Raw genomic sequence first — 25,109 nt, forward strand, 5'->3', positions numbered from 1 at the left:
CACGCTGGTATCGTGGGTTCAAATCCCGCACGGGTCACTTTTGGAGGATTAGCTCAGTTGGGAGAGCATCTGCCTTACAAGCAGGGGGTCACAGGTTCGAGCCCTGTATCCTCCATTAGCAACATTGTTTGTTGCACATATACCCATGACACCATGGCTCGGTAGCTCAGTTGGTAGAGCAACGGATTGAAGCTCCGTGTGTCGGCGGTTCGATTCCGTCCCGCGCCATTTATGGGGGAGTAGCGAAGTCTGGCTAAACGCGACGGTCTGTAAAACCGTTCCTTCGGGTTCGGTGGTTCGAATCCACTCTCCCCCATTTTTATAGGGATATAGTTAAACGGTATAACTACGGTCTCCAAAACCGTCATTGTGGGTTCGATTCCTACTATCCCTGCTTAACTGAATATTTTGGCGGTATTGGTGAAGTTTGGTTAACACACCGGTTTGTGGGTCCGGCACGCGTGGGTTCAAATCCCACATACCGCCCTTTGATTAAGTAAAGACTTAATCTTAACTATTTGGTGGTATAGCCAAGTGGTAAGGCAGAGGTCTGCAAAACCTTTATCATCGGTTCAAATCCGATTACCACCTTTTAGTTAGCTGATGCCTCTGTGGCGGAATTGGCAGACGCGCTGGACTCAAAATCCAGTTCCCGTTGAGGGAGTGTGGGTTCGACCCCCACCGGAGGCATATTTAAGCAGTGATGCGAATTATCAGCTAGGCTAAAGTTATTTCCTGTAGTCCTTGTGTATCAAGGGTTACAGGAATTTTTTGTTTTAAAATTATTTTATTATTCATCAGATTTGTACATCTTTTGTACATCATCACTTGAATTTAGATTATCTAAGATACCTTCAACGTGTTTTTCAGACTTAGCTCTCATTTCATTTATAAGATAAGCGTAGTCTTTGGTGGTTGTCGTGATGTCTTTATGACCGAGCCGTTTACTAATTGCATATATATCTACGCCTTGCGAAAGTAGGTAGGCAACGTGTACGTGTCTTAAACTGTGGAAATGAAACTTCCCCTTATCGGTTATTCCAGCAACTTGCATTGCATGGCGGAGAACCTTATTAACTCCATTTGAACCAGGAACTGTACCTTCTTGATTTTGAAATACCTTGTTGCTATGGTTAACCTGTAATTCATTTAATAAATCAATTAGTTCTTTATTTACTCTAATAGTTCTGACAGATGATTCATTCTTAGTCTTTTTATCGCTACCATCAACATGATAGTTTGATGCTTTTGTAATTGAAATCGTCTTCCAAGGTTCGTTAATATCAGACCACGAAAGAGCCATTATTTCTCCCAAACGGGCACCAGTATAAATTGCAGTCAGTATCATATATCTAGCTGTATAGCGTGTATCGCGACCATTAAGGAGAGTTTTAATAAGCTGTTGTGTTTCAGCAATACTCAAATACTTAACTTTAACTTTCTTATCTTCGTTCCAAACTAAATTAATATCTTCGGTAAAATTCTTAACAATGATTCCATCATTAACAGCAGAGCGAACACTAGCTCTACATTGACTATTCAGTTTCTTAACCGATTGCGGGGCGTGATCTTTCCCATACCAATTGATAAACTGTTGATAATCACGTCTAGTAATCTTTTTAAGTTTTTTATTGTTGAAATATTCTTCAATCCTTTTGTGCGTCCAAATGTAGTGACGAGCGGTTACTTGAGTTATGTGCGCTTTCTTATAAATATTAAACCAGTCATCAAAATAATCGGCAAATGTAGGATCGTTTTCTATATCAATGCCGTCAAGCCGCTCTTTCTGCAATTTAGCTGCATATTGTTTGGCTTGCTGTTTGGTGTCGAATCCTGACTTACTCTTTTGGTGGAGCTTGCCGTTTTCATCTCGCCAAGTAATGCGAGCCTGCCATTTTTTACCACGTTTCATAAAGTTAGCCATTATTCTTCTCCAATCTCCATCATGCTTACGTTTTCTTCCAAATCATCAAGAATTTCATTAGTTTCAATAAAGGCAATCCATTCTTGGATAGGGGTGTTCCTATTAGCTTTTACCGCTTTATAGAGCTTGTCATAGACGTTACCAATAAAATCATCAGTATATTTATCTACAATGCGTTCAATCTTTGCTTCGTTCCATCGCTTAGCAGGTTGGCGTTTTTTATTTTTAGCTTCTTGTTCAGTTCGGACTTTATCTTTAAAGATAGTGATTGCTGAGGAATTATTGTCGATATATTCTAGTAGTTCATTTTTGTTCATAATAAATAATCCTTTCTTCGTACATATGTTCTTTTACAGTGCTTTTTAAACCGGTCGATTTCGACCGGTTTCTACAATTAACTTATTCAATATCTTTGTATGCGTCATCCACATCCGAAACTAAAGTATCTAATTTATCTGAATAACTACTTAAGGAACCGCTGGGATCACTAACATAATTGACTAAACTATTAAGACGTTTATAGGCTTTGTTATAAGCATCATAATCATATTCACCAGTGTCATAGTCATTCATTGTATCTAAGTATTTTTTAAGCTTGTGTATATTGGTGGTTGAGTTATCAATATTTTCTTGGTTATCAACTACCGCTTCTACGATTATTGAGGGTATATCAGCTTGTTCATCATCGGCTGCAGCATCAACAATTCCCTTTGCCCACGAATCTCTAATACTATTACCTGACTCTTCAATATCATCGTAAGTTGTTTTATACAATTTAGTGAATTTATCAGCATTATCAGCAAATTCATCGTCAGCAGCTTCAATCGTCTGATTAATATCGTACTGGTGATAACCACCATATCCAAATGAGGCTACAGCTACTAAAACTGAAATAATAAGAGCGATTTTATTTGTTTTAGCTGTACCTTTCTTCTTAAATAATGCAATGGTGAAGCCTAGGAGAATTAGGACAGCTACACCACCAATTCCATATAAAACATAGGAAAGTGTATACATATAAACTCCTCCAATAATAATCCAGCTTTTAACGTCGATCAGTTTTTGGACGTAATGTTTAATAATCCAGCTTTGGTATATACCTTAATAAATCTTCATCAATTCCAAGATAGTAAACTAATTGTGATTTCGTAAGACGTTTTATTTCATCTTGATCGTGCATATCAAGTAATAGCTTCATAGCCAGCTCATTTGCTTCATGTTCTATTTTGGGAATAAAACGATCAGCGCCGATAACACGATAGTAAGGGGTGCTAGATCCGCCATGTAATACTAGATGACTGAATTCATGTAGTATTACGAATTCAAGATAGTGTTCATCCCAATCGCTATTAACAACAACTGTTGCATAACGGTTATTCGCTATTGTAAAACCACCGGTACTATCAATTAATGGCATCATAAGCAACTCGATATTAGCTTCCTTTAGCAGCTCTTGAGGTGTTGTGAGTGTATATTTGCTTTTTATTTTTTTGTAATTCTTTTCTATAAACGAACACATATGAACCCACCACCTAATTACGATATTTTTTAGGTGTGAAATTCTTTTTAGCTTTTCGCTTATTCATTTCCATAGCGGTTTGAACAGCGATTAGCAGCCTTTCCTTTTGTTCCTCAGTAGCGGGTTCACCATAAAAATTAAGATTATCCCCAGATTCAATACCTTCCATTAACTTTTCGGCTTGAATGGCGATGTCGTTTTTTTCTTTATCTGTTAATTCATAGTAAGGCTTTTTTTCTTCGTTGGATCGACCAAGTAGGTAATCGGTAGAGACGTTGAAAAGATCAGCAAGCTCTCCTAGAGTGTCTGATCCTGGAATAGCACGACCTGTTTCCCAAGCTCCAACTGTTTGTTGTGAAACGTTCATTAATTTTGCTAATTCTTTTTGTGTAATATGCTTATCTTTTCTAAGCTCTTTTATTATATTTCCTAACATAGCTTTCACCAATCTTAATAGTATTTACTATGATAATACTATTATTAAATGTAAAATACTATTGAAATCAGTATTTTACTAATATAAATAGAAAAATATACTATTTATGGTTGTAATACTAATTAAAATAGTATATTATAGTTTTGTAAGGTTGATATGCCTTATAAATTTAATAGAAAGGAGCAAAGGTTATGAGTAAACAAAAAAAGAAGAAACCATTAAAAAGTTTCTCCTTGATAATTGAATTAAAACTTTTCCCAGAAGTTTTAATTCATCTAGGCTTTAGCTTTAAGCACTAGGCTTTGGATACAAAGGAGGAGAATTTCCTCCTCCTTTAGTATACAGTTTACCATAACTTAATAACACAATGAATTTAAGAAAGAAACTACTTGGAAGTATCTCTATTCAACGCAATGTGACTGATAATACATCAGACTTATCTATTACTATTCATTTTGGAATTTTATTACTATTGTTGATTATTTGCGTTATAGTGTTTTGCTTTATTTAGAGGGGGAAACTTAATTGCAAACAAAATTAAAAATTTTAAGAGCAGAGCATAATATGACTCAAGAACAGCTCGCAAAGGCTCTTGGAACATCTCAAAAAGCAATCTCATCTTGGGAGGTAGGAACTGCTACTCCTAAGCCACCGATGATGCAAAAGATAGAAGATTATTTTGGTGTACCCAAAGAGGATATTTTTTTTACAGCTTTTAACTATTCTAATTAGTTAAAACGGACGAAAAACGAGCTTTATACTAATTAAAATAGATGTAATTAGCTTATATCCATACAATCACCTCTTTCCATCGGGAGATGAATTAAATGGTAACAAAGCATTTAAGGAGACAAACAAATGCAACAACTATTCAATTTTCACGGACAACAAGTTCGTACAGTAACAATTAATAATGAGCCTTACTTTGTTGGTAAGGATGTAGCGATGATTTTGGGATATAAAGATTTGAATAGGGCAATTAACCAACATGTAGACCATGAAGATCGTAAGTCCTTGAGCCGCAAGGATTCGGGCGATTTGTACACTACCCTATGGGGAACGAATGATTGGACTAACAAAACAGTAATAGCTGAATCAGGGGTCTATTCACTAGTTTTCAGTTCGGAATTACCAACCGCTAAAGAATTCAAACGTTGGGTAACAAGTGAGGTCTTACCATCTATTCGCAAACACGGTGCTTATATGACACCACAAACAATTGAGAAGGCACTACTTAATCCAGATACAATTATCAATCTTGCTACGCAGTTGAAAGAAGAGCAGCAGCGTCGCCAAATGTTGCAGCTTGAAAATGAAAAAAATGAAACCTAAGGCATTGTTTGCTGATGCAGTTTCTACAAGTAATTCAGCAATTCTTGTTGGACAGCTTGCTAAAATTCTTCGTCAAAACGGTGTGAACATTGGGCAAAATAGACTATTTGCTTGGATGCGAAAGAATGGCTATCTAGGAACTAGAGGTAGTAATCGTAATGTTCCTACTCAACGTTCAATGGAATTGGGACTTTTCAAGACTAAAGAAACAGTTATCAATCATTCGGACGGGCATACAACTGTCAATATCACAACAAAGGTAACAGGAAAAGGTCAGCAATACTTCATTAATAAATTTCTTAATGAAGAAAGGTTAGATGCTTAGGAGGCGATTAGATGGCAAAAGAAAACATAGAAATAAAACTAGATGTTGACTCTTCACAAGTTGATATAAGTGAAGCTAAAGTTGATAGTTTAATTTCAAAATTAAAAGAAGCCAATACATTAACTGATGTACTAGCTTCTAAGTTGGCAAATCTTACTGAGAAACAGAAATAATTTTATGGCAATTTGGGCATGTGTTGTCACCTAATTTAACTTTGAATTCATTATTACAATTTGGGCATTTGATATTGAATTCGGCAGAGTTAAGGATACTTGACAAGATATCTAAATTACCAGTTGTTCGACTATTTAAGGTGATCTTAAAATCACTCATAATTTTCACCTCCTTTCATAGGAGATGGATTAATTATAGCAAAAGAAAGGAGCTGATTAGATGGCGCAAATAAGTATGTCTATTCCAGATGAGCAGATTAACTCAGCGGTGATGGAAGTAGTGAGGAAACTCGATCTTGTACCACGTGAAGATTTGCGTGCTTATTGTCCGCCACTTGATGATGTTCGTAAGGACTACTTCCGCAATCATTCTAAGCAATGGATTCGTAATCTGATCTTTGATCGTTTCCCTGAAACGCTTGATGTGAACGGAGGATGGGCGATCAATCCGTCAGGACGTGAACCAGGAATGAAAGGAACGTACGTCAAATTTGAGCAGATGAAGAAGTGGCTTGATGAACACGATGAAATTGATTGGTACGAAAAGCTAGCAAGATAAGGAGATGAGTTGATGCTAGGACTAGCAATTCCATGGCTCGTGATCATTGCTTGCTTCTTAATCGGAGCGATTGTCAACGTGATCGAACACGAGAAATTGAACGTATTGAAGCCAAAGTATCGGAAGAAGCATTAGGAGGTAGGTACCTATGAGTACTAAGAAATTAAACAAGTTTGTTGAACTATCAAAGAAGTTAGTTAACTTCAAAGGTTATTCAATCGAGGAGCAAGAAGCATTTATTAGTAATGCAATTGCGATTTATCGCAACAATAACTTAGGCAACTCGGCTATTACTACTCAAGTTGCAAAATTCTTTCTGTTCCTAGTTGACCCGAGAAAGGAGGTGATTGAATGACAAAAATAGTTAATTCTAAAATTACAGCAATGCTGATAGGTGCATGGATAGCCTATTGTGCAAGTTTAGGTGATTATGATGGAGCAGTGTTCCTACTATTCTTCTACTCACTACTACTGTGGAATTTACACACAAAGAAAGCCACCGGCTCTGACACAGCCGATGGCAAATCCAAATCATATTAAAACAAATTTCGAGGTAATTATATCATGGAACAACAATTAAATGAAATGTCTTTAGTAGCTTCTTACTGGTTAGGTGAGATATGGCGTGCAAAAAGCGCTATAAAGCGTGACCTTAACAAATGCACAGTCGGTAATTATGATGCTTTATCCTTAGATTATTTCAATCTTGACTTTGCAAATGAGAACTTCTGTAAAGAAATGGGGTGGGCTTAATGAATAATCCAACAGATATTTTGAAAGCAATCAATGAGCAGACTAAAGAAAAGTTTGACAACTTCATTTTGATGGCAGATGGTGGCGAAAAAACGTTAATAACGGGTGAAGGCAGCCGGGAAGATATGGCCTATTTACTTTACGAAGCGGCAAAGAAAGCACCTCAAATTCGTTTGGCGATGATAGCAGCATTAACAATGTTAGGAGAATAGACATGGACCAAGTTAAATCACAAGAACAATTAGCGCTAGAACAAGCAATGAGTGGCGTTTCGGATGATCGCTTTACTTTAACTGATGATGGGGATGTTACCTGGGCACTAGGAAAACTTAAAGAGGTTGAGGAGAAACGGTTAAATAATCAGAAAATGGTGGAAGAAGCCATTTCCCCTCATCAAATTAAGATTGACCAAGCTAAAAAATGGCTGGCTGAAAGCAATAAAAAGCTTGACGAGTCAAGAGACTATTATGTTGGACTTATCCGTGAATATACAGACCCAAAGCAAGCTCAGAAGGCGACATATAAGCTTCCAACACCTAACGGAAACATCAGTTACGCAAAGAAGCAGCCTGAATATAAACACGATGATAAAAAGCTGCTTGAAGTATTACCTGATGAGTTTATTAAAACGGAAACTATCAAGAAAGTTAAGTGGGGCGAATTTAAGAAACATATTAAGGATTATCCAGTAAAGAATGGCAAAGTCATTGATCCTGAAACTGGTGAAATGCTTGAAGGTGTTGAACAAGTAAAGCCTGCTCGCCGTGAATTCACGATTAAGCCAATTAAGGAGGACAAATAATGGTTGAGAAAGTTGAAACTCCTAAGGAGAAAAAAGAAAATCTTTCACTTGCTGAGAAGCTTAATAGAGCTATTGCAGATATTGGACCAATTAAGAAAGACGGTGCCAATAATTACCAAAATTACAGGTTTCAGAGTGAGGCAGCTATTAAAGCAGCCGTAAAAAAAGTAATGGCACTTAACGGGTTCGCTATTATTCCAAAGTATGAGGTACTCGATCAACGTGATGTACCAGGAAGAAAAACTACAAATCATATTGTTGATGTAATGGGAATTTTCACTATCACTGATGGAAGAAAGGAACAAGAAATAGTTGGAATGATGCCTGGCTCTGGAATGGATACCGGAGAAAAGGCAATGGTTAAAGCTTGTACAACTGCTCAAAAGTACTTTTACAAGCAATTATTTAACATTTCTGACCAGGAAGAAGACCCTGATGCAGAGAACAGTGACGTTGCAGCCCCAGCAACTAATCAGCAACAGCAGAATAATTATTATCCACGAAATAATGCCCCAGCTCCTCAGCAACGGCCACGGAAACAAACAGTAAATAATGCTCGTAAAGAAGCCTATCATAATGCAATTAATGCATTAGCAGGAGCTTTAGGTATTGAGTATGAGAAAGCTGATAGTTCGGTAAAAGATATGGCGAAGAAGGAACCTAATTGGGCTAATGCAAAAACAGTTGATGCACAATTAGCAATTTGTATCAATATTGCCCAACAGTTGGGAAAAGAAGCAATGCAACCAAGTCAAGGATGATGTAAATGTTTGGCAAGTTATTAGGTATTAGTGGAAATAAAGCTGAGGTTGCCTTAGAAAGTGTTTTAGACGCAAGACGAATAAATACTCTAGCTAATGGAAAACAGCCCACAGTGAGCCTGACAATTGAAGATGGAAGGCATATTACACCGGATCAACAGAAAAAGATTTATGCGCTAATTGGTGACTATTGTGAATATACAGGTTTTATGTCAGATGAAGCTAAGGCCTTTTTCAAAGAATTAACCCAAGACACATATGATATTGAGCCTTTTAGTCTTGCAAATTGTAGTGTGACTACTGCAAGCCACATGATAACAGTAATGCTTGCCTTCTTCTTTTATGAAGATATTCCATTTAAGACACAATTGTGGGATAGCTTACCGGATGACTTTCCAAGAGTTATGCTATGCATTCGCTATAAGAAGTGTGCAATCTGCTTAAAAGGTCATGCGGATATTGACCATATAACCACAGTAGGTATGGGACGTAATCGAAACAAGATTAACCATACAGGAATGTATATAGAACCATTGTGTAGGGTGCATCATACAATCCGCCATGCTATGGGTGCTCGAAAGTTTATGGAGCGCTACCACTTAAAACCAATCAAAGTAACACCAGAACTTGCAAAAGAATTACACCTAGGGAGGATAACAAATGATTAACCGTGCAATATTAACTGGGCGATTAACAAGTGAACCGGAGCTAAAATATACAACTTCTGGTACAGCAGTAGTGACATTTAACTTAGCAGTTAATCGTCAATTTAAAAATCAAAACGGAGATAGGGAAGCTGATTTCATAAGATGTATTGTTTGGAGAAAGTCAGCTGAAAATTTCAGTAACTTCACTCACAAAGGCTCATTAGTTGGAATTGATGGCCGTATTCAGACTCGAAGCTATGATAACCAGCAAGGACAGCATGTCTTCATAACCGAAGTAATTGTTGATAGCTTCTCACTACTGGAGTCAAAACCAAAATCGCAACAAAACAATTACTCTAATCAACCATCTATTGATTTAGAAGATCAACTACCGTTTTAGGAGGATAAAACGATGGCTAGACTGATTAAACGGACTCAGAACAACTACACAAATGTTAGTAATCAACTTATTAGAGATGATCGGTTAAGTTGGAAAGCAAGAGGAATATTTATCTATTTGTGGAGTCAAGCTGATAATTGGCAGTTTTATGTGAGCGAGGTAGCTAAACATGCTACTGATGGACGTGAGAGCTTACAAAATGGCTTAAAAGAATTAGAAGAGTTCGGATATTTGAAGAGAGTTAACCGTCAAAACAATGGAGGAAAATTCTCAGGAATGGAATGGATTTTATCTGATATTCCAGACCGTCAGACGGGAAATACCGTTGACGGGGAAAACGACAAAAAAAGGGGAGAAAATACGGAAAATCCGTCCGATGGGAAAACCACCCAACGGGAAACTGACCCGACGGAAAACCCGTCACTAAGAAATAACAATAGTAAGAATTATCAAAGACAAGAAGAAACAATAGAAAGTAAAAAATATAATAGCCAGGCACAGCCTGACGACACTTTAACTTCTCAGCGAAAAGAAGTTATCTCTTATCTAAATGAGAAGACAGGCAAGAACTTTAAGCCTAATGCCTCAGGTAATAAAAAGGCTATTGATCCACGACTAAAAGAAGGCTACACAGTTGAGGACATGAAGAAGATTATTGATATTAAATATCAGCAATGGCATGGCAAGGTGTTTGGAAACGGACAGCCAGGTGATAACTACTTAAAGCCGGAAACCTTATTTAGACCTTCTAAGATTGATGGATATTTGAATGAGATAGTGCAGCCAGCACAGAAGCCAAATAGTAGCAATGACTTCTCCTTCTTCTAGGAAGGTGGGTAAATCATAATGACTAAAAATATTGCAATGGAAGTTTTACAAGCAGTTGGTAATCCTGAAAAATTTGAACGACTGGCTGAGGAGCATGGAGTCGACCTTAAAAAGGCTGCTGCTACTCAAGAAGATAGAAATAAAGCTGCTCAACGTAAATATGAGCAGATGCTAACTAATAAAAAGAATAAGGCTTATCGCCGTTACAGCCTTTATAGCGGAAATAAATCGATTAATTTTTCATTCAATCAATGGAAACCAGAAATGCAAAGTGACAATGAAAAGGCCAAACTAGTTGCTAAAAAGTGTCATCAATTAGCACGGTCAATCTTAGATAAAAATCAAAATGTGGTTTTATCTGGGAAGCCAGGTGTTGGTAAAACATCTTTAGCATTAGCAATGCTTAACTATGTTGCTCATCGAAATAAAACAGTAATGGTGGTTTCAACAATGGAACTTCTTCGGTTGCTACGAGATAGGTATGAACGCCCTGAGCTAAGACAGCGAATAGAAGATACTATGCGAGGAATGAAAGAGGCTGATGTTTTGCTTTTAGATGATTTTGGTACAGAAGGTGGAATGAAAGAAAGCATTAAGCCTGTTCATAAAGATATGCAAGATGAGATGTATTCAGTCTCTAATGCACGTTTTGATGAAGAAGAGAACGCTCCAGTCGGTTCAATTATTATCACGACTAACAATACTCTTGATGAGTTACACACAATGTATAACGATAAATTACTTAGTCGACTTATACCAAAAGATAAAAACCAGATAGTGGTTTTTGACAAATTAGATGATGTGCGAGGAAAGAAATAGTGAATTTAGATATTACAGCTTTGATTTTGAAACAAGAACCTGTTGTGTATGAAGGTTCAGAATATTTGGTTACCGGTTCTTATGGAGACGGAACCGTTGATCTAACTAATGATTACGGAACTATTAATATAACGCTTTCTGAACTAGAGGAGGGATTGGAGTATGCAAGCTGATAGACATGAACGAGAATTTATTCTTCATAAAGTGAAAAAAGACTTTGAAGATCGACTAGCAACGCTGCATGGATATTCAACAGAGGTTGTAGAAGCAAGGGTAAACGGACAAATTAACTCGGATAGATTCTTTTTAGATCTCTTAGGGATGCAGGATGAGTTTACAAAGTTAGAAGATTACTACAATCCTGATAATTATGAGTTAGTTTATGATGCTGAAACTACTAGTTGGCGGTATGCAAGAAAATTGGGAGTTAATAATGGATAAAGAAAGATTAAGAATAGCGAAAAAAGAAGAGTTACGAGACCAGTTACTGAAACTAGGTTGGAAAGATATTAAATCATTTTACGATGGTTACACGTTTTATCTTAGAACACCAGATAAGAATGAACATTGGCTAACTATTGTTGATAAAGGCACTGGAAAGAACTTTAGTTCATCGTTTGGTAAAGATATACCATTAAAGCTTTACACAGCAACAATGGCACTAATTAATCAGTGGATGATGCCAGAAGAAAAATCATGGGTACTATTCTTAGGAAAAGACTCTGATGACGATGGTATGTATTTATTGGTCGATGATGAAGGAATGAGTATTGAATGGGCGCCAGTGAGTTATACGACTTCACGGCTAGAAGAATTGAAACAACATTATCCACGATTAGAGAAAGTAATTGATTTATTAAAAATGGAGGAATAGGGCTAATGAAATTAAAACTTGAAAGTAATGGTGTGAGTTTGAAGCTTGCTACTACTGATGAAAATAAGAACATCAAGTTTAAAACGATTGTAAAGGCGTATGAGCTTGTTACTGGTGATGAGCTAGAGATTACCGAAAATGAGCCTAAAAGTGATGAGAAGCCACGAGAGCGCCAAATTCAACGTAATTATCTGGAATACAATCGTCCTAAATACCATGAACCAGTAAAAACAGAAGTAGCGTGTCCTTATTGTGGTTTGACTTGTATAAAGAATGTTCCATTTGGCTATCGATTCATGAATTGTCCTCAATGCAGAGGGAAAATCTTCCTTAATTCGGCTACGGATAATTTTGGAGAAAAAGATGAGCATGGTTTTTATTACAGGGCAACAGAAATCTTCAAAGATGATAAAGATAGATATGAAGATGATGCGTTACTTGAACGAATGAAAGCGGGTCAAGCGTGATGACTAAGCGAACTCGTAAGCGACAACTAGAGCGAGCTAAGTTCATGAGCAAAGCAAGCTATGAATATAGCCAATGGTGGCATAGCAAAGCTAGGAAGCCAAAGAGGTGGAAGAAATGATGAATGAATTCGAATGGACAAACATAACGTTAGAAGAACTTTTTAATCTTTTTCATAACTTAGTCAAAAAGGGTTGGAGAATTGAATTAGACAGCATTGATCAAATAGATAATGGAACATGGTGGACTGCTAAGAAAACAGGATTGCCAATTCCTAGCCAGCGTAATAATAGGTTTGGTGATATTCCTTTAGTAACTTGGTCAACATTTGTTTATCCACCTAAAGCAGAGGATTGGATTGAGGAATTGAATGCTAGCTTTGACTCGCCACTTGAAGCATATGAATGGCTGGCACCACGATTGGAGAAATACGCAGATGAAAATTCTTGATGTTTGCTGTGGTAGTCGAATGTTTTGGTATGACAAAGAAGAACCGCATACAACTTACATGGATATTCGTAAGGCTATCTATACGGCAAAAGATCGTAACTTAGTACGTAAGATTGAAATTAATCCAGACATACAAGCTGACTGGAAGAACATTCCGTTTGATGACTGCACTTTCGATTTAGTTATTTTCGACCCACCACATCTGGTCCGTGCAGGTAAGACTTCATGGCTGGCGAAGAAATACGGAACCCTTGATTTAATGGGGTGGCCACATGATTTTCACTGTGCATTCCAAGAAATAATGCGGGTGCTGAAACCAACAGGAACAATGCTTTTTAAGTGGAACGAAGACCAAATACAAATCAAGGAAGTATTCAGGGCGTTCGGTCAGCAACCGATACTGGGTGATATGAGAAGTAAAACGAAATGGAGCGTGTTTATTAAGAATGAGTAAGCAAACTAGCTTGTTTCAGTTAAAACTCTATCGTGTTGAAGGGCACCTATCAAAGTACTTAGTTAATGCTTGTGACATTGAGGACGCAATTTCCATAGTTTATATGAGTGAACTAGAAGAAACTTATGGAAACGTTGACTACTTTGGCTATCATGCTAAGCAAGTTGACACGTCCAAAGAAGGGATTGTATTAGATGAAATTGACTGAAAAGCAGAAAAATTGTAAGTATTGTCATTATGACAGCAAAAACCCAGATAGTCCTTTTAATGATAATGGTGCTGTGCTAGATGCTAAAGAATCTTTTTGGGTGAAAGGAACCAAAGACGATGGATCAGTTCGCAATATTGAGTGTTTTCTATCAGGAAAAGCTCTTAGGATCACTTGGCTTAAATACGGTGACGGAAGAGGATATGCACTTGACAATTTACCACAGCCTATAGAAGTGAGGATCGAAAATGTGTTTAACTTCTGTCCGCAATGTGGACGACCACTAAACGAGGAGGAAGAGTAATGGATTTTGATGAAGTCATGAACAAGTTTATTAACGATGACGTTGTACGTTACAAGGGAGTACAAAGCCATATTGTTGCGGTTAACGGCATTAAACAGAATGTTACGTTAGCAATGGGTAAAAGAGTGCACTTGGATATACCGATTAAAGATTTAGATGATGAAGGAGCAACCATGATTAATTTTGAAGAATTTACAGATAACTTAAGACGCTGGGCTGAGGAACGGGACTTACTTGATAAAGACCCACATGTGCAATTTACAAAAATTGTAGAAGAACTTGGTGAAACATCGGCAGCATATAACAAGCAAAAGCATACTGAATTGGTTGATAGTGTGGGAGACCTTTTAGTAACGATTGTTGTATTTTGTCATCAAATCGGAATTAATCCACAAGAAGCCTACAACTATGCTTGGGAGCAGATTGCTAATCGCAAAGGAAAAACAGTCAATGGTGTGTTCATTAAAGCTAGTGATTTAGAGGAGGATGACAAGTAAGTGTTTTTAAGGCTAAGACAGTTGTTTTGCAACCACAATTACGTTTATCACGGCATTATTTGGATTAATAATAGCCGAATAGTTCAATACAGGTGTTCAAAATGTGGGAAAAGAAAAAACTATTACTAAAGAGAGGTAACAGCTAGATGTTCACATTATTTACATTTTGCTTAGGAATTATTATTGGTTTCTTCTTAGGTAAAGCTAATGATTAAGATGGTATTTTATTTTGAGCCAGTTTCACAGGCTAGACCAAGAGCAACTGTTAGTAGAAAAGGACAAATTAGAGTTTACGACCCATTAAATCCGGCAATTTACAAAAGAAGACTGAGTATGACTGCTTTGAAATATATGTTAGGTCGAAAACCGTTAGAAGGGCCTCTGAGTGTGAAAATGCGGTTCTATCGTCCAGTACAGAAAAGTATCTCTAAGAAACTAAAACAGGCTCGGATTGAGGGTAAGGAAAGACCTATTGTAAAACCGGATATATCTAACTATGTAAAGTCAACGGAAGATGGATTAAATGGAATTGTCTGGAAAGACGATAGCTTAATAGTGCATGAGGAAGTTGATAAGTTGTATTCAGATAATCCAAGAGTAGAAATAGAGGTGGAAAAATGGGAACCAGACTTGTAAGTAAGGTTTCAGAAGCTACTGGAATTTTAGTGGCAATTTTTGTTGGTGTTTTAGTAGTATTTATTTCTTTAGGAATGTTGGGGATGTTGATTGGTAGTGTTACATGGCTATGGAAGACAATTATTAGTTGGTGGATTGGTTTATGAAATTAACTGATGAATTGTACAAGACCTTAGCCAAAAAGGCGATGAAGGCAGCGCAAACTTCAATGGAACACCCCAAAGAAGGAGATGAGGCGTGGCGAGAGTATAAATTTGCTGTGTATCACTTGTTAGCTAAAGGATATGAAGTGCCAACTGATACATTGCATTCTCCAGCTAATCCTAATAATTGGTCGTTCTAAACAAAAAAGGGACGCACCAGAAGGCACGTCCACTACAAAATAAACAATCAACTCTAAAAATTATAAAGGGAGCGTGTAGTTGGTGCAACTATTTCCACAACTTGACAAAGAAGCTACTTTTTTAAAAGTACAAGACTTTCTCTATAACGTTTATCCAGAAGTTAAACGGCGTGCAGGTTCTTGGGGTGATTATAGCTCTCCAACTGTCGATGACATGCCTAAAGCGCCATCTTATGGAAATAGCTCAGAACGGAGAATGTTAGAACACGCTTTATATGGTGGAGCTGTATGTGCAGTGAATTACGCTGTAAAGCATTGTTCAATAATGAGTCAAACAATTATTAAATGTCGGTATTTAGAAGGCATGTCTAATGACAAGGTGAAAAAGAGAATAGGGTATTCAGGTAATGATACTTACTATTCAAAATTGAAGATGGCATGTTCAGAATTTGCTGACTGTTTAGAGCCTGCTTGTCATTATTACGGAGTTTCAGAAGAAATTATTCCAGATTTGCACGTTTATCAAAAAACAGGACAAAAACAGGAAAAACATGGGACATCAGCAGGATAACTTTTAGTATATTATGATATTGTCGCATGATTGCGATAGAAGTTTTCACGAGAGTCCGTGTAAGCAATTTAAGCCTCAACAAGCTTATAACTGTTGGTCGTTTGTACACTCTAGTTGTTTTTGTGTACCGCAACTCGGGAGCTTAACAAACGTTAGCTAATAATAGCTGTGTGGAAAGCAAGAAGACGGTGAACTTCAGGCACCGCAAACTGGCAGATGGAGGTAGAGTCCATAATCCACATTGAAACTGGTAATACTCAGATTGTTATTCTGATAACATCTCTTCCTTTTGTTATTTGTGCAACTAACACATTTTCTTTTACCAGTTTCTTAATGTAAATACGTGAATTTAGACATCAAGTATCACAGAAAAAGTAGTACTTGTGGGGGCAGTTCCCAGTATTTACTTTTATAGCATTTATTTTGCAGATCATGCTATAAGGCTAACGTCCTATGGTTAGGGCATGTATATTTGTCGCTAGTCTCTGTTAAACATATATGCCTGAAGTCTGGTTCAATTCCAGCTCTTAGCTTTATCGTGGTGCTTATAAATATAATTTTATTAATAAAGGAGATGAAAAGCTCCTCCTTTACGTTTGATCACTACCACGATATTTTACTGATGTAGCTTAATGGCAAAGCACCACAAGTCACTTTCCGTTTTAACTGTGGAGAAAAGACGGTTCGATTCCGTCCATCAGTATTTTAGATGGCTATATGGTTGTGTAAAGCTTGAAAAAATCCAACTTTCTAAAATTAAACACGTTAAAGTATTGATTATAACTCCATAACGTGTTAATATAATAATTGTAGAAAGGAGGTAAAAGATATGGCAAAGAAAAATAAAAAGAAGAAAGATAACCAACGAGCCGAAGTTGCCAAGTGGACGGCAATAGCCGCCTGGGCAGTTCCAGCATATCCGATTGTTCAAACAATCAGAGATATAGTTAATCACTTTCTTCTTAAAAAATAACTAAAAGCAAAGGTGAGGATAAATCCTCGCCTATATTGCCATATCTTATTTTATCATGAGTAAACAGGAAAAAAAGTATAGAAAAAGTATTCAATGGGCGCTTATTACTGGAGTAGTTGCTTGGGTTGTTTATGGGGTGGTTCACTCATGGATCGGATAGATTTGAATAGTCCTGATATTATGGACGCTAGAGAGGCGGCTAATATTTGGGGCAAGAATGATAGCTATGTAAGAACCTTCTATAAGCAAAATCCAGATAAATTTCCTGATGGTTCTATTCGAAAATTTGGTAGAGCATGGGTAGTTACCACAGAGGGAATGGAAGCAATAACAGGAATAAAGGACCCAAGAAAAAATAATTAAGACGATAGCTGGTGGCTACCGTCTTTTAGTTTATTTAAAATAAAAAGAGCGCCTATTAAGCGCCCCAACCGGTTCGAGTTAAGTAGCTAACTGAACTCATTTTGCACACCGGTGTAATTTCCTAATACACGTATTATAACATAAATAAAATATGATACAATGTACAAGCACGCCGAGAAGGTAGCTACTTCTTACTATGTGCAGTTTGGAGGTGAAACTCCATGCATTGGTGTGTAATTTTCCTAATTGTGCCTAGTAAGCACATTAAACAACTAATTAAATGGTTGCTCAAGTAGTAACCTTAGCGCTGACTTCGGTTGGCGCTTTTTTAATACATAAATTTTTAGTGCATACATATTAATTCTAGGAAAAGGTGGTGTGGTGATATGTCATGAGTAAGATGGAAGAAGCTAAGGCGGATTACTTAGCAGGGATGAAGTATAAGGATATTGCTAAGAAATACAGTGTTTCTCTTAATACTGTTAAGTCGTGGAAGACGAGGAATAAATGGCAGCGGAAGAATGCAACCAAGAAAAAGAGTGTGCGCACAAAAGAAAAAAGTATGCACACAAAACCGGAAAAGGTTGCACCGTCATTACCACCACCAGAATTGCCAGATAGTGATGAGCTTAATGACAAACAGAAAGCCTTTTGTTTGTACTATTTACAGCGATACAATGCGACTTGGGCTTATCAAAAAGCATACGGCGGAAGCTACAATGTAGCAATGACTAATGGTCCGAGATTGCTCGGAAATGCTCGGATTAAATCTTACCTTGCTGAGTTAAAGAAGCAACAATCACAAGACCTCTACTTAAATGCTAACGACATCTTAAAGCAATTAGCAAAGCAAGCCTTCGCTAATTATGGCGATTACATTGATTTTGGAAGTGAAGAAGTTCCTGAGGTAGACGCTAAAGGGATGCCGGTTATTGATCCAGAGACTGGTGATTATATGAAGTGTACAAGGTCATTTGTTAACTTGAAGAATAAAGATGAGGTTGATACATCGTTATTAAAGAAAGTCAGCATTGGTCGTGATGGTGTGATTGTTGAGCTTATGGATCAGCAGAAAGCATTACAGCTATTGCTTGATCGGTTACCTGAACCAGAAGTTAACGATGATAGCACTAATTCATTACTTAAAGCGCTTAAAGATGGTATGAAGGAAATATGGAGTGATAAGAAGAATGAAGACGATAAAGGGTAGATTTCCATTTACTCCATTTAGCCAAAAGCAACTTCAAGTTTTAAGCTGGTGGGCTAATGATGAATTAAAAGACTATGAAGCTATTATTTGTGATGGTTCGGTTCGTGCTGGCAAGACTGTTGTAATGTCCCTTTCCTATGTTTTGTGGTCAATGACACGGTTTGATGGTCAACAGTTTGGAATGGCTGGCAAGACAATAGGCTCATTTAGACGTAATGTGCTAAGACCATTACGGAGCATGTTGGAAAGTGAAGGCTATCTAATTAGAGACTCTCGTTCAGATAACATGTTAACCATTAGTAAGAATGGTCACACAAACTATTACTTTATCTTTGGCGGTAAAGATGAAGCTTCACAGGACTTGGTTCAAGGTATTACTTTGGCTGGGTTCTTTTTTGATGAAGTCGCTTTGATGCCACAGTCATTCGTTAACCAAGCGACTGCCCGTTGTTCGGTAGCTGGTGCCAAAATGTGGTTTAACTGTAACCCAGAAGGACCCTATCACTGGTTTAAGCTGGAATGGATTGATCGACTTGAAAACAAGCGAGCATTGAGACTTCACTTTATGATGGCTGATAATCCATCACTTAACCAAGAAACCATTGATCGTTATAACCGCATGTTTTCTGGAGTTTTCTATAAACGCTTTATTTTGGGAATGTGGGTACTTGCTGATGGTGTTGTTTATGATAATTTCAACAGAGATGAGATGGTAGTAACGTCACCAGAAAATGTTGTTTGGGAAAAACAATGGATCAGTATCGACTATGGTACTCAGAACCCTACTGTATTTAAGCTCTGGAGCTTGTATAAGGGCGTTTGGTATAACAATGACGAATATTACTACTCAGGACGAGAAACGGGTAAACAGAAGACTGATGAGCAATATATCGATGACTTAGAAGATTTCTTTTACAACAATCATCTTGAAAGAAGTTTAGTAAAGTTAATCGTTGATCCATCCGCTGCCTCATTCAAGAAATCACTCCGTAATAGAGGTTTTAAAGTGGTTAATGCTAATAACAATGTAATTGATGGTATTCGCTTTATGATGACCCAAATGAATGCTGGGAAGATGAAATGGACTGATAAGTCTGAACATACCATTAAAGAATTTAATTCTTACGTTTGGGATGCAAAAGCTGCTGATCGTGGCGAAGATGCGGTGGTTAAAGAACATGATCACTGCATGGATGCAGACCGCTATTTTGCTATGCGTGTTCTTTACAAGCGAAAAGGAACTAGTGTCAAGTTATACAAGGAGGGAATTTAGTTGGACAAGTACCTAAATGAGCGGTGTATTGTTACTGAGGATGACGTCTTTTGTTACAACAGTGATGGTACAATTTCACGTGCTGATATTATGCGTTTCATTTTAGAAAACGAAAATTTAGCTACGAAATATGCTTCTTATGGAAGGTATTATAAAGCAAAGCACGATAAGATTATGAATGCAGAAGCCAAGCCAAACAATAAACCGGACAATCGGTTAATCCTTAATTATCCTAAAAAACTTGTTGATACTTACACCGGCTTTGCTGTTGGGAAGCCAGTACAAATTACTCTTCAAGAGGACATGGCTAATAAATCATTGTCTGAGTTCAATCAAACACGTAATATTGACACTTTAATTGCTAAAGTCTGGAAAGAGTCCGCTATTTATGGTCGGGCTTATTTTTATGTCTACGGTGCAAATAAAGAGATTTACGTTACTGATGCAACGCCGATGAATTGTTTTGTTATCTACGACAATACGGTAGCTCACGAACCGTTATATGCTGTTAGATATTCAAAAGTAGGACAAACTCAGCAATATCAAGTAACTATTTACAGTAATGATTACCAATATAATTTTGAAAGTGGTAACGGTAGAGACAGTCTAGGAGACAGGAAACGAAACCCGTTCCACATTATTCCGATCATTGAAGTTGTGGAGAACGATGAGCGGTTAAGTGTAATTGCTAATGTAAAGACGTTAATTGATGAGCTTGATAAATCGTTAAGCGAGAAAGCAAACGATGTTGATTATTTTGCTGACGCTTATATGAAAGTGCTGGGCGCTATCTTAAATGATGACCAGATTAAACAATTACGAGACATGAGAATTATTAATCTTAAATCATCAACTAATGAAGATGAGCAACCAGAAGACCTTGATGTTGATTTTCTTAGTAAACCTAATGCTGATGAGACACAAGAAAATCTAATTAATCGAATTGTTGATAATCTGTATCAAATCTCAATGATCGTTAATTTGAATGACAAGGATTTTGGTAATTCAACTGGTGTTGCCTTAGAAATGAAATATAAGCCGATGATGAATCTTGCAACTCTGAAAGGTCGAATGTTTACTCGCTCCATTAAACAGATGTATAGGGTTATTTTTGCTTCTGATTTAATCAAACAAGTAGATGCTGATACTTGGAAAGACTTGGATATTAACTATCAATTCGATTTACCTCACGATACATTGACAGAAGCACAGACTGCTAAAGCTTTAGCTGATCTAGGTATCTCTCGTTTAACTTGGTTAAAGACCATCTCTGCTGTGAATGACCCTAAGCAGGAAGAAGAGAATATGGACGCTGAGAAGCAGAAGCAGCTTCAAGAGAACTATGAGTTTTTGAAGGGAAAACATGCTGTAACGGACGGTGAGGCTAATGACGACAGTTCAACAGGAAAAGAAACGGATAGAGCAATTACTCAGTAGAGATAATAAGACGGATAAACAACTTGAAGCAGTTTACAACGAAGGAGTAGACATGCTAAGAGCAATTATCAATGAAATCTTTACTAAGTATGCAATTGATGGTGTTCTCATTCCTGCTAATCTTTCTCATAAGGTAACGAGAAGTGACATGATGCTTCTTAAACGACAATTTGACAAACTTCCTGATGTTTTAGAGTTACCAGAGGAAGAAAGGCGTGATTACTATACTGCCGTTAGTCAAACATCACAAAGAGGCTTGATAACTGCTGTTGTCGGTATGGCCTTAATAGGAGTGACGCATAAAGCAAAGGACATTCTTCAATCAAATAATCAAACTGCCGCTAAGGAGGAAGCTGATTATTTGACCAAGAACAATGAGTTTACTAAGACGCAGCATAAACGGCTTAATAGGAAAACTAAACAAGTTGCTCAGCCTGATTACAAATTGCCATCACAAAATGATATTTATGTGTCGTGGCCAGAAAGGTTATGGTTGGATCATGATAGATTACTTAATCGAATTGACGATAACATTAATATCATGCTTAAAAAGGGAATGACTCCTGCTGATATTGCTGATGTTATGTTCCCTGGAAATGCTGAGAGTATGCGACAAGATAACATACCAAAGGCGATGAGAGATGCTTCAATTTCGGCTAAACGGATTGCTAGGACTGAAGCTGCCAGTAGAGAAGATGAGTTGGACGAGCAATTCTTCAAAGCTAAGAAGATTAAATACTTTGGCTGGGTAACAGAAAAGGGTGCATGTAAAAAGTGTATTTCGATTTCGCTAGCTGGACCTTATAGAGTAGGTGATCCTGATAGTCCAAGAATTCCAAGCAGTTCGCATCCTAACTGTCGCTGTCGGAGAATACCTATTGATGGAAATGATGAAAAATCGCAAGATCTATCTGAAAAAGATGTTGCTCTATTGCAAAAATATACAGGTAGTTACGCTTATAAGATTAACGATAATTTAAGAAAAGGAACGCTATCAGATGAAGATGAGGAGTTTATCCATTCATTTGATAGCGTTTTGAATAAAATGCCTAAATATAAATCAACAAAGCCATTAAACCGTGATTATTTCTTTAGCAAGGATGCATTAGTAGATTTTGCTAAAGAATTTAATCGGTCTGATACTTTTATTGATAATGCTTACCTTTCAACCTCAAAAGGTGATTATGGAAGGGGAGAACAACAATTACGATTTGTTATTCAGAAGTATTATAATGGTGTTGATATAAGTAAGTATGGTGTGGAAGGAGAAGAGGAGGTTCTTTTTCCTCGCCATACGGTGTTTCATATTGTAGGTAAGACGATTAAAGACGGACTACCAATTGTATATTTGGAGGAACATTATGGCTCATAATAAACCATACTCAGATCCTAGATGGCGCGGAACATTTGACGAGTTGAAGAATGGATTGAAAAAACGAAAACGAAAACTAACTCCAAAAGAAGAAAAAGAAAATAATGATTTCTTAGCTGAAATTGAGAAAATTATTAAAGATAAGAATTAGACATCCAATCAAGGGTGTCTTTTTTTATGCCCAAAACATGCTGATGGCGTAAAAAGCTGCAAGGTAAATAGTCAAACAAGACTTAAAAAAGGAGGTATCCGTCATGGATCAAGGACAAGATAATAGTGCAGTTGAAACACAAGCAGGTGTTGAACAGCCAGAAAAGAACGGTGGGGCCCAATCGGGAAAGACGTTTACACAAGCTGATGTTGACCGCATTGTTGAAGAGCGATTAGGGCGAGAACGAGGTAACATTCGCAAGGACTTACGGCCAGTCATTGAAAAAGAAATTCGTGATGAAATCAAGGATGAGCAAGACGAAGCCAAAAAGTTAAAACGAATGGATGCAGATCAACGGCGAGAATATGAAAATCAACAGAAAGATGATCGTATTGCTGAATTAGAAGCACAAATCAACCACAATGAAATGGAGCGTATCGCAACAGATATTCTTAGCAAAAAGGGTGTAGCTGCTGATAGTGAAACATTATCTTTTGTAGTTGCTGATGATGCTGAAACAACAAAGGCTAATATTGATAAATTTGTTTCCTTGGTTAACCGCAAAGCTCAAGATAATCGCCGCGAAGAGTTCAATGATCCTGTACCTACAGGCGGTGGAAAAGGTAGTGAAGGTATTGATACTGAAAAGTTTGATACAATGGGCTACCAAGAAAAACTTAAATTAAAACAAACTCAGCCAGAAATTTATAAACAACTGGTTGAGCAAGCATTAGGAGGTAATAATTAATGGCTGGAGAAATTACTGTTAGTGGTCAAATGCTTGACCCCCAAGTTCTTAGTGAAATGTTATCAGCCCAATTAACAGCTGGATTACGTTTTGCTCCACTTGGAGAAATTGATAATACGTTAGAAGGAAAGCCAGGTTCAACTGTGGACTTCCCAGCGTGGAACTACATTGGTGATGCTAAGGACCTTAAAGAAGGGGAAGCAATTGAAACTGCTGCTCTTACTTATGGCACTAAGTCAGCAACAATTAAAGAAGTTGGTAATGGTGTAACTCTTACTGATCAAAGCCTTTTAACAGGTTATGGTGATCCATATGGTGAAGCCGGTAATCAGTTGCTTACTTCAATTCAAAACAAAGTTGATAATGATTCATTAGAAGCACTTCGAGGAGCAACCCAAACAAAGACGGCTGATGCTACTTTAGATGGTCTTCAAGATGTGCTTGATATGTACAATTTAGAAGATGATCGCCCTGTTATTGCAGTTGTATCACCTGCCGTTGCTGGTCGGTTGCGTTTGTCTGCTGGCAAGGATTGGCTACGAGGTTCTGAACTAGGAGCGCAACGTATCATCTCTGGTGTAATAGGTGAAACCCTTGGTATCCAAATTGTACGTTCACGAAAATTAAATGCTAACGAAGGTATTTTTATTCTTCCTAAGAAGGATTCTAAGGACAAAGCAGCATTAAAAATTATGCTAAAGCGTGATGTTGTTGTTGAAGCAGAACGCCATGCTGGAGAACGGTCAACAAGTCTTTACGCAACTACTTACCAAGCACCATATCTTTATGATCCATCAAAAGTTATCAAGGTAACGTTCAATGGTGTCAATGGTCCTGATGCCACTACTGGTGCACCTGCTCAACAGTCAGTTGATGAAACTGTTTCTAACGTTAAGGCAGAAAATCGTTTAGGTCGTCAATCAAAAAAATCCACTAAGACAGCTAACGATGCTAAGAAGCCAGGCGAAGCTTAATGGCATATCAAGTTATTAAAGCGTTTACTGATAGCAACCTTAATTCAGTTGATGAAACTGGAGAAAAGCACGTGTACTGGGAGGGAGACGAATACCCTTATAAACAGTATGCAGGCGCTCAAACAAAGCTACGACTAGCTGAATTAACTGATGGCGGCTTTATTGAGGAGGTTACTGACGATGAGCAAGGAACAAAATGAGCGAGTCTTAAAACGGCTGAAACTCTTTCCTAACTTAAGCGATGCTTTATCAAAACTCGACCAAGAAATTATTGATGATCTTGTTGATGATGCAATGAGCCAAGCACAAGCTGATGGTTTTACTGAAAGTAATATCGTTCGTGGCGCTACTTACCTAGCAGCTCACTTCTGTAACTTAGCAAGTGCTACTGGTTCTAATATTTCAAAGCAACAGGCATCAGTACTGACAATTGAATACTTTGATCGTGGCGGTAGTGATGATTACTTAGTCGAATACAATCGCTTAAAGAACTCATTGAAGCAAAGTTCCATTCGATTTATGTAGGTG

42 protein-coding genes, 8 tRNA genes and 2 pseudogenes are annotated in these 25,109 nt (G+C 37.4%); 47 read left to right on the top strand and 5 right to left on the bottom strand.

Annotated features, from left to right (window positions below; genetic code table 11):
* Positions 1–42: 42 nt before the first annotated feature.
* The 7 genes from H5S39_RS03390 (at position 43) to H5S39_RS03420 (ending at position 690) form a co-directional block, all read left to right on the top strand.
* Positions 43–115: transfer RNA gene (locus H5S39_RS03390), tRNA-Val, on the top strand.
* 40 nt (positions 116–155) lie between these two features.
* Positions 156–228: transfer RNA gene (locus H5S39_RS03395), tRNA-Phe, on the top strand.
* Between the two features lie 5 nt (positions 229–233).
* Positions 234–316: transfer RNA gene (locus tag H5S39_RS03400), tRNA-Tyr, on the top strand.
* A 7-nt stretch (positions 317–323) separates the two neighbouring features.
* Positions 324–394, top strand: a tRNA-Trp gene (locus tag H5S39_RS03405).
* A gap of 17 nt (positions 395–411) precedes the next feature.
* Positions 412–486: transfer RNA gene (locus H5S39_RS03410), tRNA-His, on the top strand.
* A 34-nt stretch (positions 487–520) separates the two neighbouring features.
* Positions 521–591 (top strand) — tRNA-Cys (locus H5S39_RS03415).
* A 14-nt stretch (positions 592–605) separates the two neighbouring features.
* A tRNA-Leu gene (locus H5S39_RS03420) sits at positions 606–690 on the top strand.
* A 100-nt stretch (positions 691–790) separates the two neighbouring features.
* Here the strand turns inward: H5S39_RS03420 and H5S39_RS03425 are convergent.
* The 5 genes from H5S39_RS03425 to H5S39_RS03445 all read right to left on the bottom strand — a co-directional run bounded on the left by H5S39_RS03425 (position 791) and on the right by H5S39_RS03445 (position 3,879).
* Entirely contained in the window at positions 791–1,924 is a 1,134-nt protein-coding gene (locus H5S39_RS03425; protein ID WP_182595849.1) for a site-specific integrase, read from the bottom strand.
* Positions 1,924–2,241, bottom strand: coding sequence for a hypothetical protein (locus H5S39_RS03430; RefSeq protein WP_182595850.1), 318 nt, complete (start codon positions 2,239–2,241; stop codon positions 1,924–1,926). The genes H5S39_RS03425 and H5S39_RS03430 overlap by 1 nt, the downstream gene beginning before the upstream one ends.
* A gap of 82 nt (positions 2,242–2,323) precedes the next feature.
* Positions 2,324–2,941, bottom strand: a complete 618-nt coding sequence (locus H5S39_RS03435) for a hypothetical protein (RefSeq protein ID WP_182595851.1) — start codon at positions 2,939–2,941, stop codon at positions 2,324–2,326.
* 58 nt (positions 2,942–2,999) lie between these two features.
* Positions 3,000–3,443 carry an ImmA/IrrE family metallo-endopeptidase gene (locus tag H5S39_RS03440; protein WP_182595852.1) on the bottom strand — a complete coding sequence of 148 codons (444 nt, stop codon included), beginning with the start codon at positions 3,441–3,443 and terminating at the stop codon, positions 3,000–3,002.
* A 13-nt stretch (positions 3,444–3,456) separates the two neighbouring features.
* A complete protein-coding gene (locus tag H5S39_RS03445; RefSeq protein ID WP_182595853.1) occupies positions 3,457–3,879 on the bottom strand; it encodes a helix-turn-helix domain-containing protein in 423 nt (140 codons plus the stop codon).
* Between the two features lie 525 nt (positions 3,880–4,404).
* Between H5S39_RS03445 and H5S39_RS03450 the strand changes: the two genes are divergently transcribed.
* From H5S39_RS03450 to H5S39_RS03640, 40 genes and pseudogenes are all read left to right on the top strand, one after another.
* Positions 4,405–4,611 carry a helix-turn-helix transcriptional regulator gene (locus H5S39_RS03450; RefSeq protein WP_182595854.1) on the top strand — a complete coding sequence of 69 codons (207 nt, stop codon included), beginning with the start codon at positions 4,405–4,407 and terminating at the stop codon, positions 4,609–4,611.
* Between the two features lie 126 nt (positions 4,612–4,737).
* Positions 4,738–5,536 (top strand): annotated as a pseudogene (locus H5S39_RS03455) (phage antirepressor KilAC domain-containing protein).
* A gap of 11 nt (positions 5,537–5,547) precedes the next feature.
* Positions 5,548–5,709, top strand: a complete 162-nt coding sequence (locus H5S39_RS03460; RefSeq protein WP_182595855.1) for a hypothetical protein — start codon at positions 5,548–5,550, stop codon at positions 5,707–5,709.
* A gap of 220 nt (positions 5,710–5,929) precedes the next feature.
* Positions 5,930–6,268 carry a DUF771 domain-containing protein gene (locus tag H5S39_RS03465; protein WP_182595856.1) on the top strand — a complete coding sequence of 113 codons (339 nt, stop codon included), beginning with the start codon at positions 5,930–5,932 and terminating at the stop codon, positions 6,266–6,268.
* A gap of 12 nt (positions 6,269–6,280) precedes the next feature.
* Entirely contained in the window at positions 6,281–6,403 is a 123-nt protein-coding gene (locus H5S39_RS11560; RefSeq protein ID WP_259407318.1) for a hypothetical protein, read from the top strand.
* A gap of 13 nt (positions 6,404–6,416) precedes the next feature.
* Positions 6,417–6,623, top strand: coding sequence for a DNA-binding protein (locus H5S39_RS03470; RefSeq protein WP_182595857.1), 207 nt, complete (start codon positions 6,417–6,419; stop codon positions 6,621–6,623).
* On the top strand, positions 6,620–6,808 hold the full coding sequence (locus tag H5S39_RS03475; RefSeq protein ID WP_182595858.1) for a hypothetical protein: 189 nt from the start codon (positions 6,620–6,622) through the stop codon (positions 6,806–6,808). Before H5S39_RS03470 ends, H5S39_RS03475 begins: the two co-directional genes overlap by 4 nt.
* A 24-nt stretch (positions 6,809–6,832) precedes the next feature.
* The gene (locus tag H5S39_RS03480) at positions 6,833–7,021 is read left to right on the top strand and encodes a hypothetical protein (protein ID WP_182595859.1); all 189 of its coding nucleotides are present in this window, start codon (positions 6,833–6,835) and stop codon (positions 7,019–7,021) included.
* Positions 7,021–7,233, top strand: coding sequence for a hypothetical protein (locus H5S39_RS03485; protein WP_182595860.1), 213 nt, complete (start codon positions 7,021–7,023; stop codon positions 7,231–7,233). Before H5S39_RS03480 ends, H5S39_RS03485 begins: the two co-directional genes overlap by 1 nt.
* Positions 7,234–7,235: 2 nt before the next feature.
* A complete protein-coding gene (locus H5S39_RS03490) occupies positions 7,236–7,823 on the top strand; it encodes a host-nuclease inhibitor Gam family protein (protein WP_182595861.1) in 588 nt (195 codons plus the stop codon).
* The gene (locus tag H5S39_RS03495; protein ID WP_182595862.1) at positions 7,823–8,584 is read left to right on the top strand and encodes an ERF family protein; all 762 of its coding nucleotides are present in this window, start codon (positions 7,823–7,825) and stop codon (positions 8,582–8,584) included. Before H5S39_RS03490 ends, H5S39_RS03495 begins: the two co-directional genes overlap by 1 nt.
* A 5-nt stretch (positions 8,585–8,589) precedes the next feature.
* Positions 8,590–9,252 carry a putative HNHc nuclease gene (locus tag H5S39_RS03500; RefSeq protein ID WP_182595863.1) on the top strand — a complete coding sequence of 221 codons (663 nt, stop codon included), beginning with the start codon at positions 8,590–8,592 and terminating at the stop codon, positions 9,250–9,252.
* Positions 9,245–9,628, top strand: a pseudogene (gene ssb / locus H5S39_RS03505) (single-stranded DNA-binding protein); the annotation flags it as partial. The gene H5S39_RS03500 and the pseudogene ssb, both read left to right, overlap by 8 nt.
* 15 nt (positions 9,629–9,643) lie before the next feature.
* On the top strand, positions 9,644–10,459 hold the full coding sequence (locus H5S39_RS03510) for a conserved phage C-terminal domain-containing protein (protein ID WP_182595865.1): 816 nt from the start codon (positions 9,644–9,646) through the stop codon (positions 10,457–10,459).
* An 18-nt stretch (positions 10,460–10,477) separates the two neighbouring features.
* Complete coding sequence (locus H5S39_RS03515) at positions 10,478–11,278, top strand: ATP-binding protein (protein ID WP_182595866.1); 801 nt, start codon at positions 10,478–10,480, stop codon at positions 11,276–11,278.
* The gene (locus H5S39_RS03520) at positions 11,278–11,451 is read left to right on the top strand and encodes a hypothetical protein (RefSeq protein WP_182595867.1); all 174 of its coding nucleotides are present in this window, start codon (positions 11,278–11,280) and stop codon (positions 11,449–11,451) included. The genes H5S39_RS03515 and H5S39_RS03520 overlap by 1 nt, the downstream gene beginning before the upstream one ends.
* A complete protein-coding gene (locus H5S39_RS03525; protein ID WP_182595868.1) occupies positions 11,441–11,719 on the top strand; it encodes a hypothetical protein in 279 nt (92 codons plus the stop codon). The genes H5S39_RS03520 and H5S39_RS03525 overlap by 11 nt, the downstream gene beginning before the upstream one ends.
* Positions 11,712–12,152, top strand: a complete 441-nt coding sequence (locus tag H5S39_RS03530) for a hypothetical protein (protein WP_182595869.1) — start codon at positions 11,712–11,714, stop codon at positions 12,150–12,152. Before H5S39_RS03525 ends, H5S39_RS03530 begins: the two co-directional genes overlap by 8 nt.
* Before the next feature lie 5 nt (positions 12,153–12,157).
* Positions 12,158–12,619: a hypothetical protein gene (locus H5S39_RS03535; protein ID WP_182595870.1), complete on the top strand. Its 462-nt coding sequence runs from the start codon at positions 12,158–12,160 to the stop codon at positions 12,617–12,619.
* A 115-nt stretch (positions 12,620–12,734) separates the two neighbouring features.
* Positions 12,735–13,067 (top strand): hypothetical protein, encoded by a 333-nt coding sequence (locus H5S39_RS03540; protein WP_182595871.1) that lies wholly within the window; start codon positions 12,735–12,737, stop codon positions 13,065–13,067.
* Positions 13,054–13,521 carry a class I SAM-dependent methyltransferase gene (locus H5S39_RS03545; protein WP_182595911.1) on the top strand — a complete coding sequence of 156 codons (468 nt, stop codon included), beginning with the start codon at positions 13,054–13,056 and terminating at the stop codon, positions 13,519–13,521. The genes H5S39_RS03540 and H5S39_RS03545 overlap by 14 nt, the downstream gene beginning before the upstream one ends.
* Positions 13,514–13,729 carry a hypothetical protein gene (locus H5S39_RS03550; RefSeq protein ID WP_182595872.1) on the top strand — a complete coding sequence of 72 codons (216 nt, stop codon included), beginning with the start codon at positions 13,514–13,516 and terminating at the stop codon, positions 13,727–13,729. Before H5S39_RS03545 ends, H5S39_RS03550 begins: the two co-directional genes overlap by 8 nt.
* Complete coding sequence (locus tag H5S39_RS03555) at positions 13,716–14,033, top strand: hypothetical protein (RefSeq protein ID WP_182595873.1); 318 nt, start codon at positions 13,716–13,718, stop codon at positions 14,031–14,033. The genes H5S39_RS03550 and H5S39_RS03555 overlap by 14 nt, the downstream gene beginning before the upstream one ends.
* Positions 14,033–14,530 carry a MazG-like family protein gene (locus H5S39_RS03560; RefSeq protein ID WP_231832847.1) on the top strand — a complete coding sequence of 166 codons (498 nt, stop codon included), beginning with the start codon at positions 14,033–14,035 and terminating at the stop codon, positions 14,528–14,530. The genes H5S39_RS03555 and H5S39_RS03560 overlap by 1 nt, the downstream gene beginning before the upstream one ends.
* Before the next feature lie 207 nt (positions 14,531–14,737).
* Positions 14,738–15,166 (top strand): RusA family crossover junction endodeoxyribonuclease, encoded by a 429-nt coding sequence (locus H5S39_RS03565; RefSeq protein ID WP_220477047.1) that lies wholly within the window; start codon positions 14,738–14,740, stop codon positions 15,164–15,166.
* Positions 15,148–15,312: a hypothetical protein gene (locus tag H5S39_RS03570; protein WP_182595874.1), complete on the top strand. Its 165-nt coding sequence runs from the start codon at positions 15,148–15,150 to the stop codon at positions 15,310–15,312. The genes H5S39_RS03565 and H5S39_RS03570 overlap by 19 nt, the downstream gene beginning before the upstream one ends.
* Positions 15,309–15,509: a hypothetical protein gene (locus H5S39_RS03575; protein WP_182595875.1), complete on the top strand. Its 201-nt coding sequence runs from the start codon at positions 15,309–15,311 to the stop codon at positions 15,507–15,509. The genes H5S39_RS03570 and H5S39_RS03575 overlap by 4 nt, the downstream gene beginning before the upstream one ends.
* A gap of 82 nt (positions 15,510–15,591) precedes the next feature.
* On the top strand, positions 15,592–16,080 hold the full coding sequence (locus H5S39_RS03580; RefSeq protein WP_182595876.1) for an ArpU family phage packaging/lysis transcriptional regulator: 489 nt from the start codon (positions 15,592–15,594) through the stop codon (positions 16,078–16,080).
* Between the two features lie 618 nt (positions 16,081–16,698).
* Positions 16,699–16,783 (top strand) — tRNA-OTHER (locus H5S39_RS03585).
* Between the two features lie 126 nt (positions 16,784–16,909).
* Positions 16,910–17,053, top strand: a complete 144-nt coding sequence (locus H5S39_RS03590) for a hypothetical protein (RefSeq protein WP_182595877.1) — start codon at positions 16,910–16,912, stop codon at positions 17,051–17,053.
* A 147-nt stretch (positions 17,054–17,200) separates the two neighbouring features.
* Positions 17,201–17,416 (top strand): helix-turn-helix domain-containing protein, encoded by a 216-nt coding sequence (locus H5S39_RS03595; RefSeq protein ID WP_182595878.1) that lies wholly within the window; start codon positions 17,201–17,203, stop codon positions 17,414–17,416.
* Between the two features lie 391 nt (positions 17,417–17,807).
* A complete protein-coding gene (locus tag H5S39_RS03600) occupies positions 17,808–18,626 on the top strand; it encodes a terminase small subunit (RefSeq protein WP_182595879.1) in 819 nt (272 codons plus the stop codon).
* A complete protein-coding gene (locus tag H5S39_RS03605; RefSeq protein WP_182595880.1) occupies positions 18,607–19,899 on the top strand; it encodes a PBSX family phage terminase large subunit in 1,293 nt (430 codons plus the stop codon). The genes H5S39_RS03600 and H5S39_RS03605 overlap by 20 nt, the downstream gene beginning before the upstream one ends.
* A complete protein-coding gene (locus tag H5S39_RS03610) occupies positions 19,900–21,336 on the top strand; it encodes a phage portal protein (RefSeq protein WP_182595881.1) in 1,437 nt (478 codons plus the stop codon).
* The gene (locus tag H5S39_RS03615; RefSeq protein WP_182595882.1) at positions 21,287–22,708 is read left to right on the top strand and encodes an ADP-ribosyltransferase; all 1,422 of its coding nucleotides are present in this window, start codon (positions 21,287–21,289) and stop codon (positions 22,706–22,708) included. Before H5S39_RS03610 ends, H5S39_RS03615 begins: the two co-directional genes overlap by 50 nt.
* A complete protein-coding gene (locus H5S39_RS03620) occupies positions 22,698–22,859 on the top strand; it encodes a hypothetical protein (RefSeq protein ID WP_182595883.1) in 162 nt (53 codons plus the stop codon). Before H5S39_RS03615 ends, H5S39_RS03620 begins: the two co-directional genes overlap by 11 nt.
* A 103-nt stretch (positions 22,860–22,962) precedes the next feature.
* On the top strand, positions 22,963–23,607 hold the full coding sequence (locus H5S39_RS03625; RefSeq protein WP_182595884.1) for a DUF4355 domain-containing protein: 645 nt from the start codon (positions 22,963–22,965) through the stop codon (positions 23,605–23,607).
* Entirely contained in the window at positions 23,607–24,581 is a 975-nt protein-coding gene (locus H5S39_RS03630; protein WP_182595885.1) for a N4-gp56 family major capsid protein, read from the top strand. Before H5S39_RS03625 ends, H5S39_RS03630 begins: the two co-directional genes overlap by 1 nt.
* Positions 24,581–24,781, top strand: coding sequence for a hypothetical protein (locus tag H5S39_RS03635; protein WP_182595886.1), 201 nt, complete (start codon positions 24,581–24,583; stop codon positions 24,779–24,781). Before H5S39_RS03630 ends, H5S39_RS03635 begins: the two co-directional genes overlap by 1 nt.
* On the top strand, positions 24,762–25,106 hold the full coding sequence (locus H5S39_RS03640; protein WP_182595887.1) for a hypothetical protein: 345 nt from the start codon (positions 24,762–24,764) through the stop codon (positions 25,104–25,106). The genes H5S39_RS03635 and H5S39_RS03640 overlap by 20 nt, the downstream gene beginning before the upstream one ends.
* Positions 25,107–25,109 lie beyond the last annotated feature (3 nt).

This window comes from Limosilactobacillus rudii (genome assembly GCF_014145455.1).
Taxonomy (GTDB): Bacteria; Bacillota; Bacilli; order Lactobacillales; family Lactobacillaceae; genus Limosilactobacillus; species Limosilactobacillus rudii.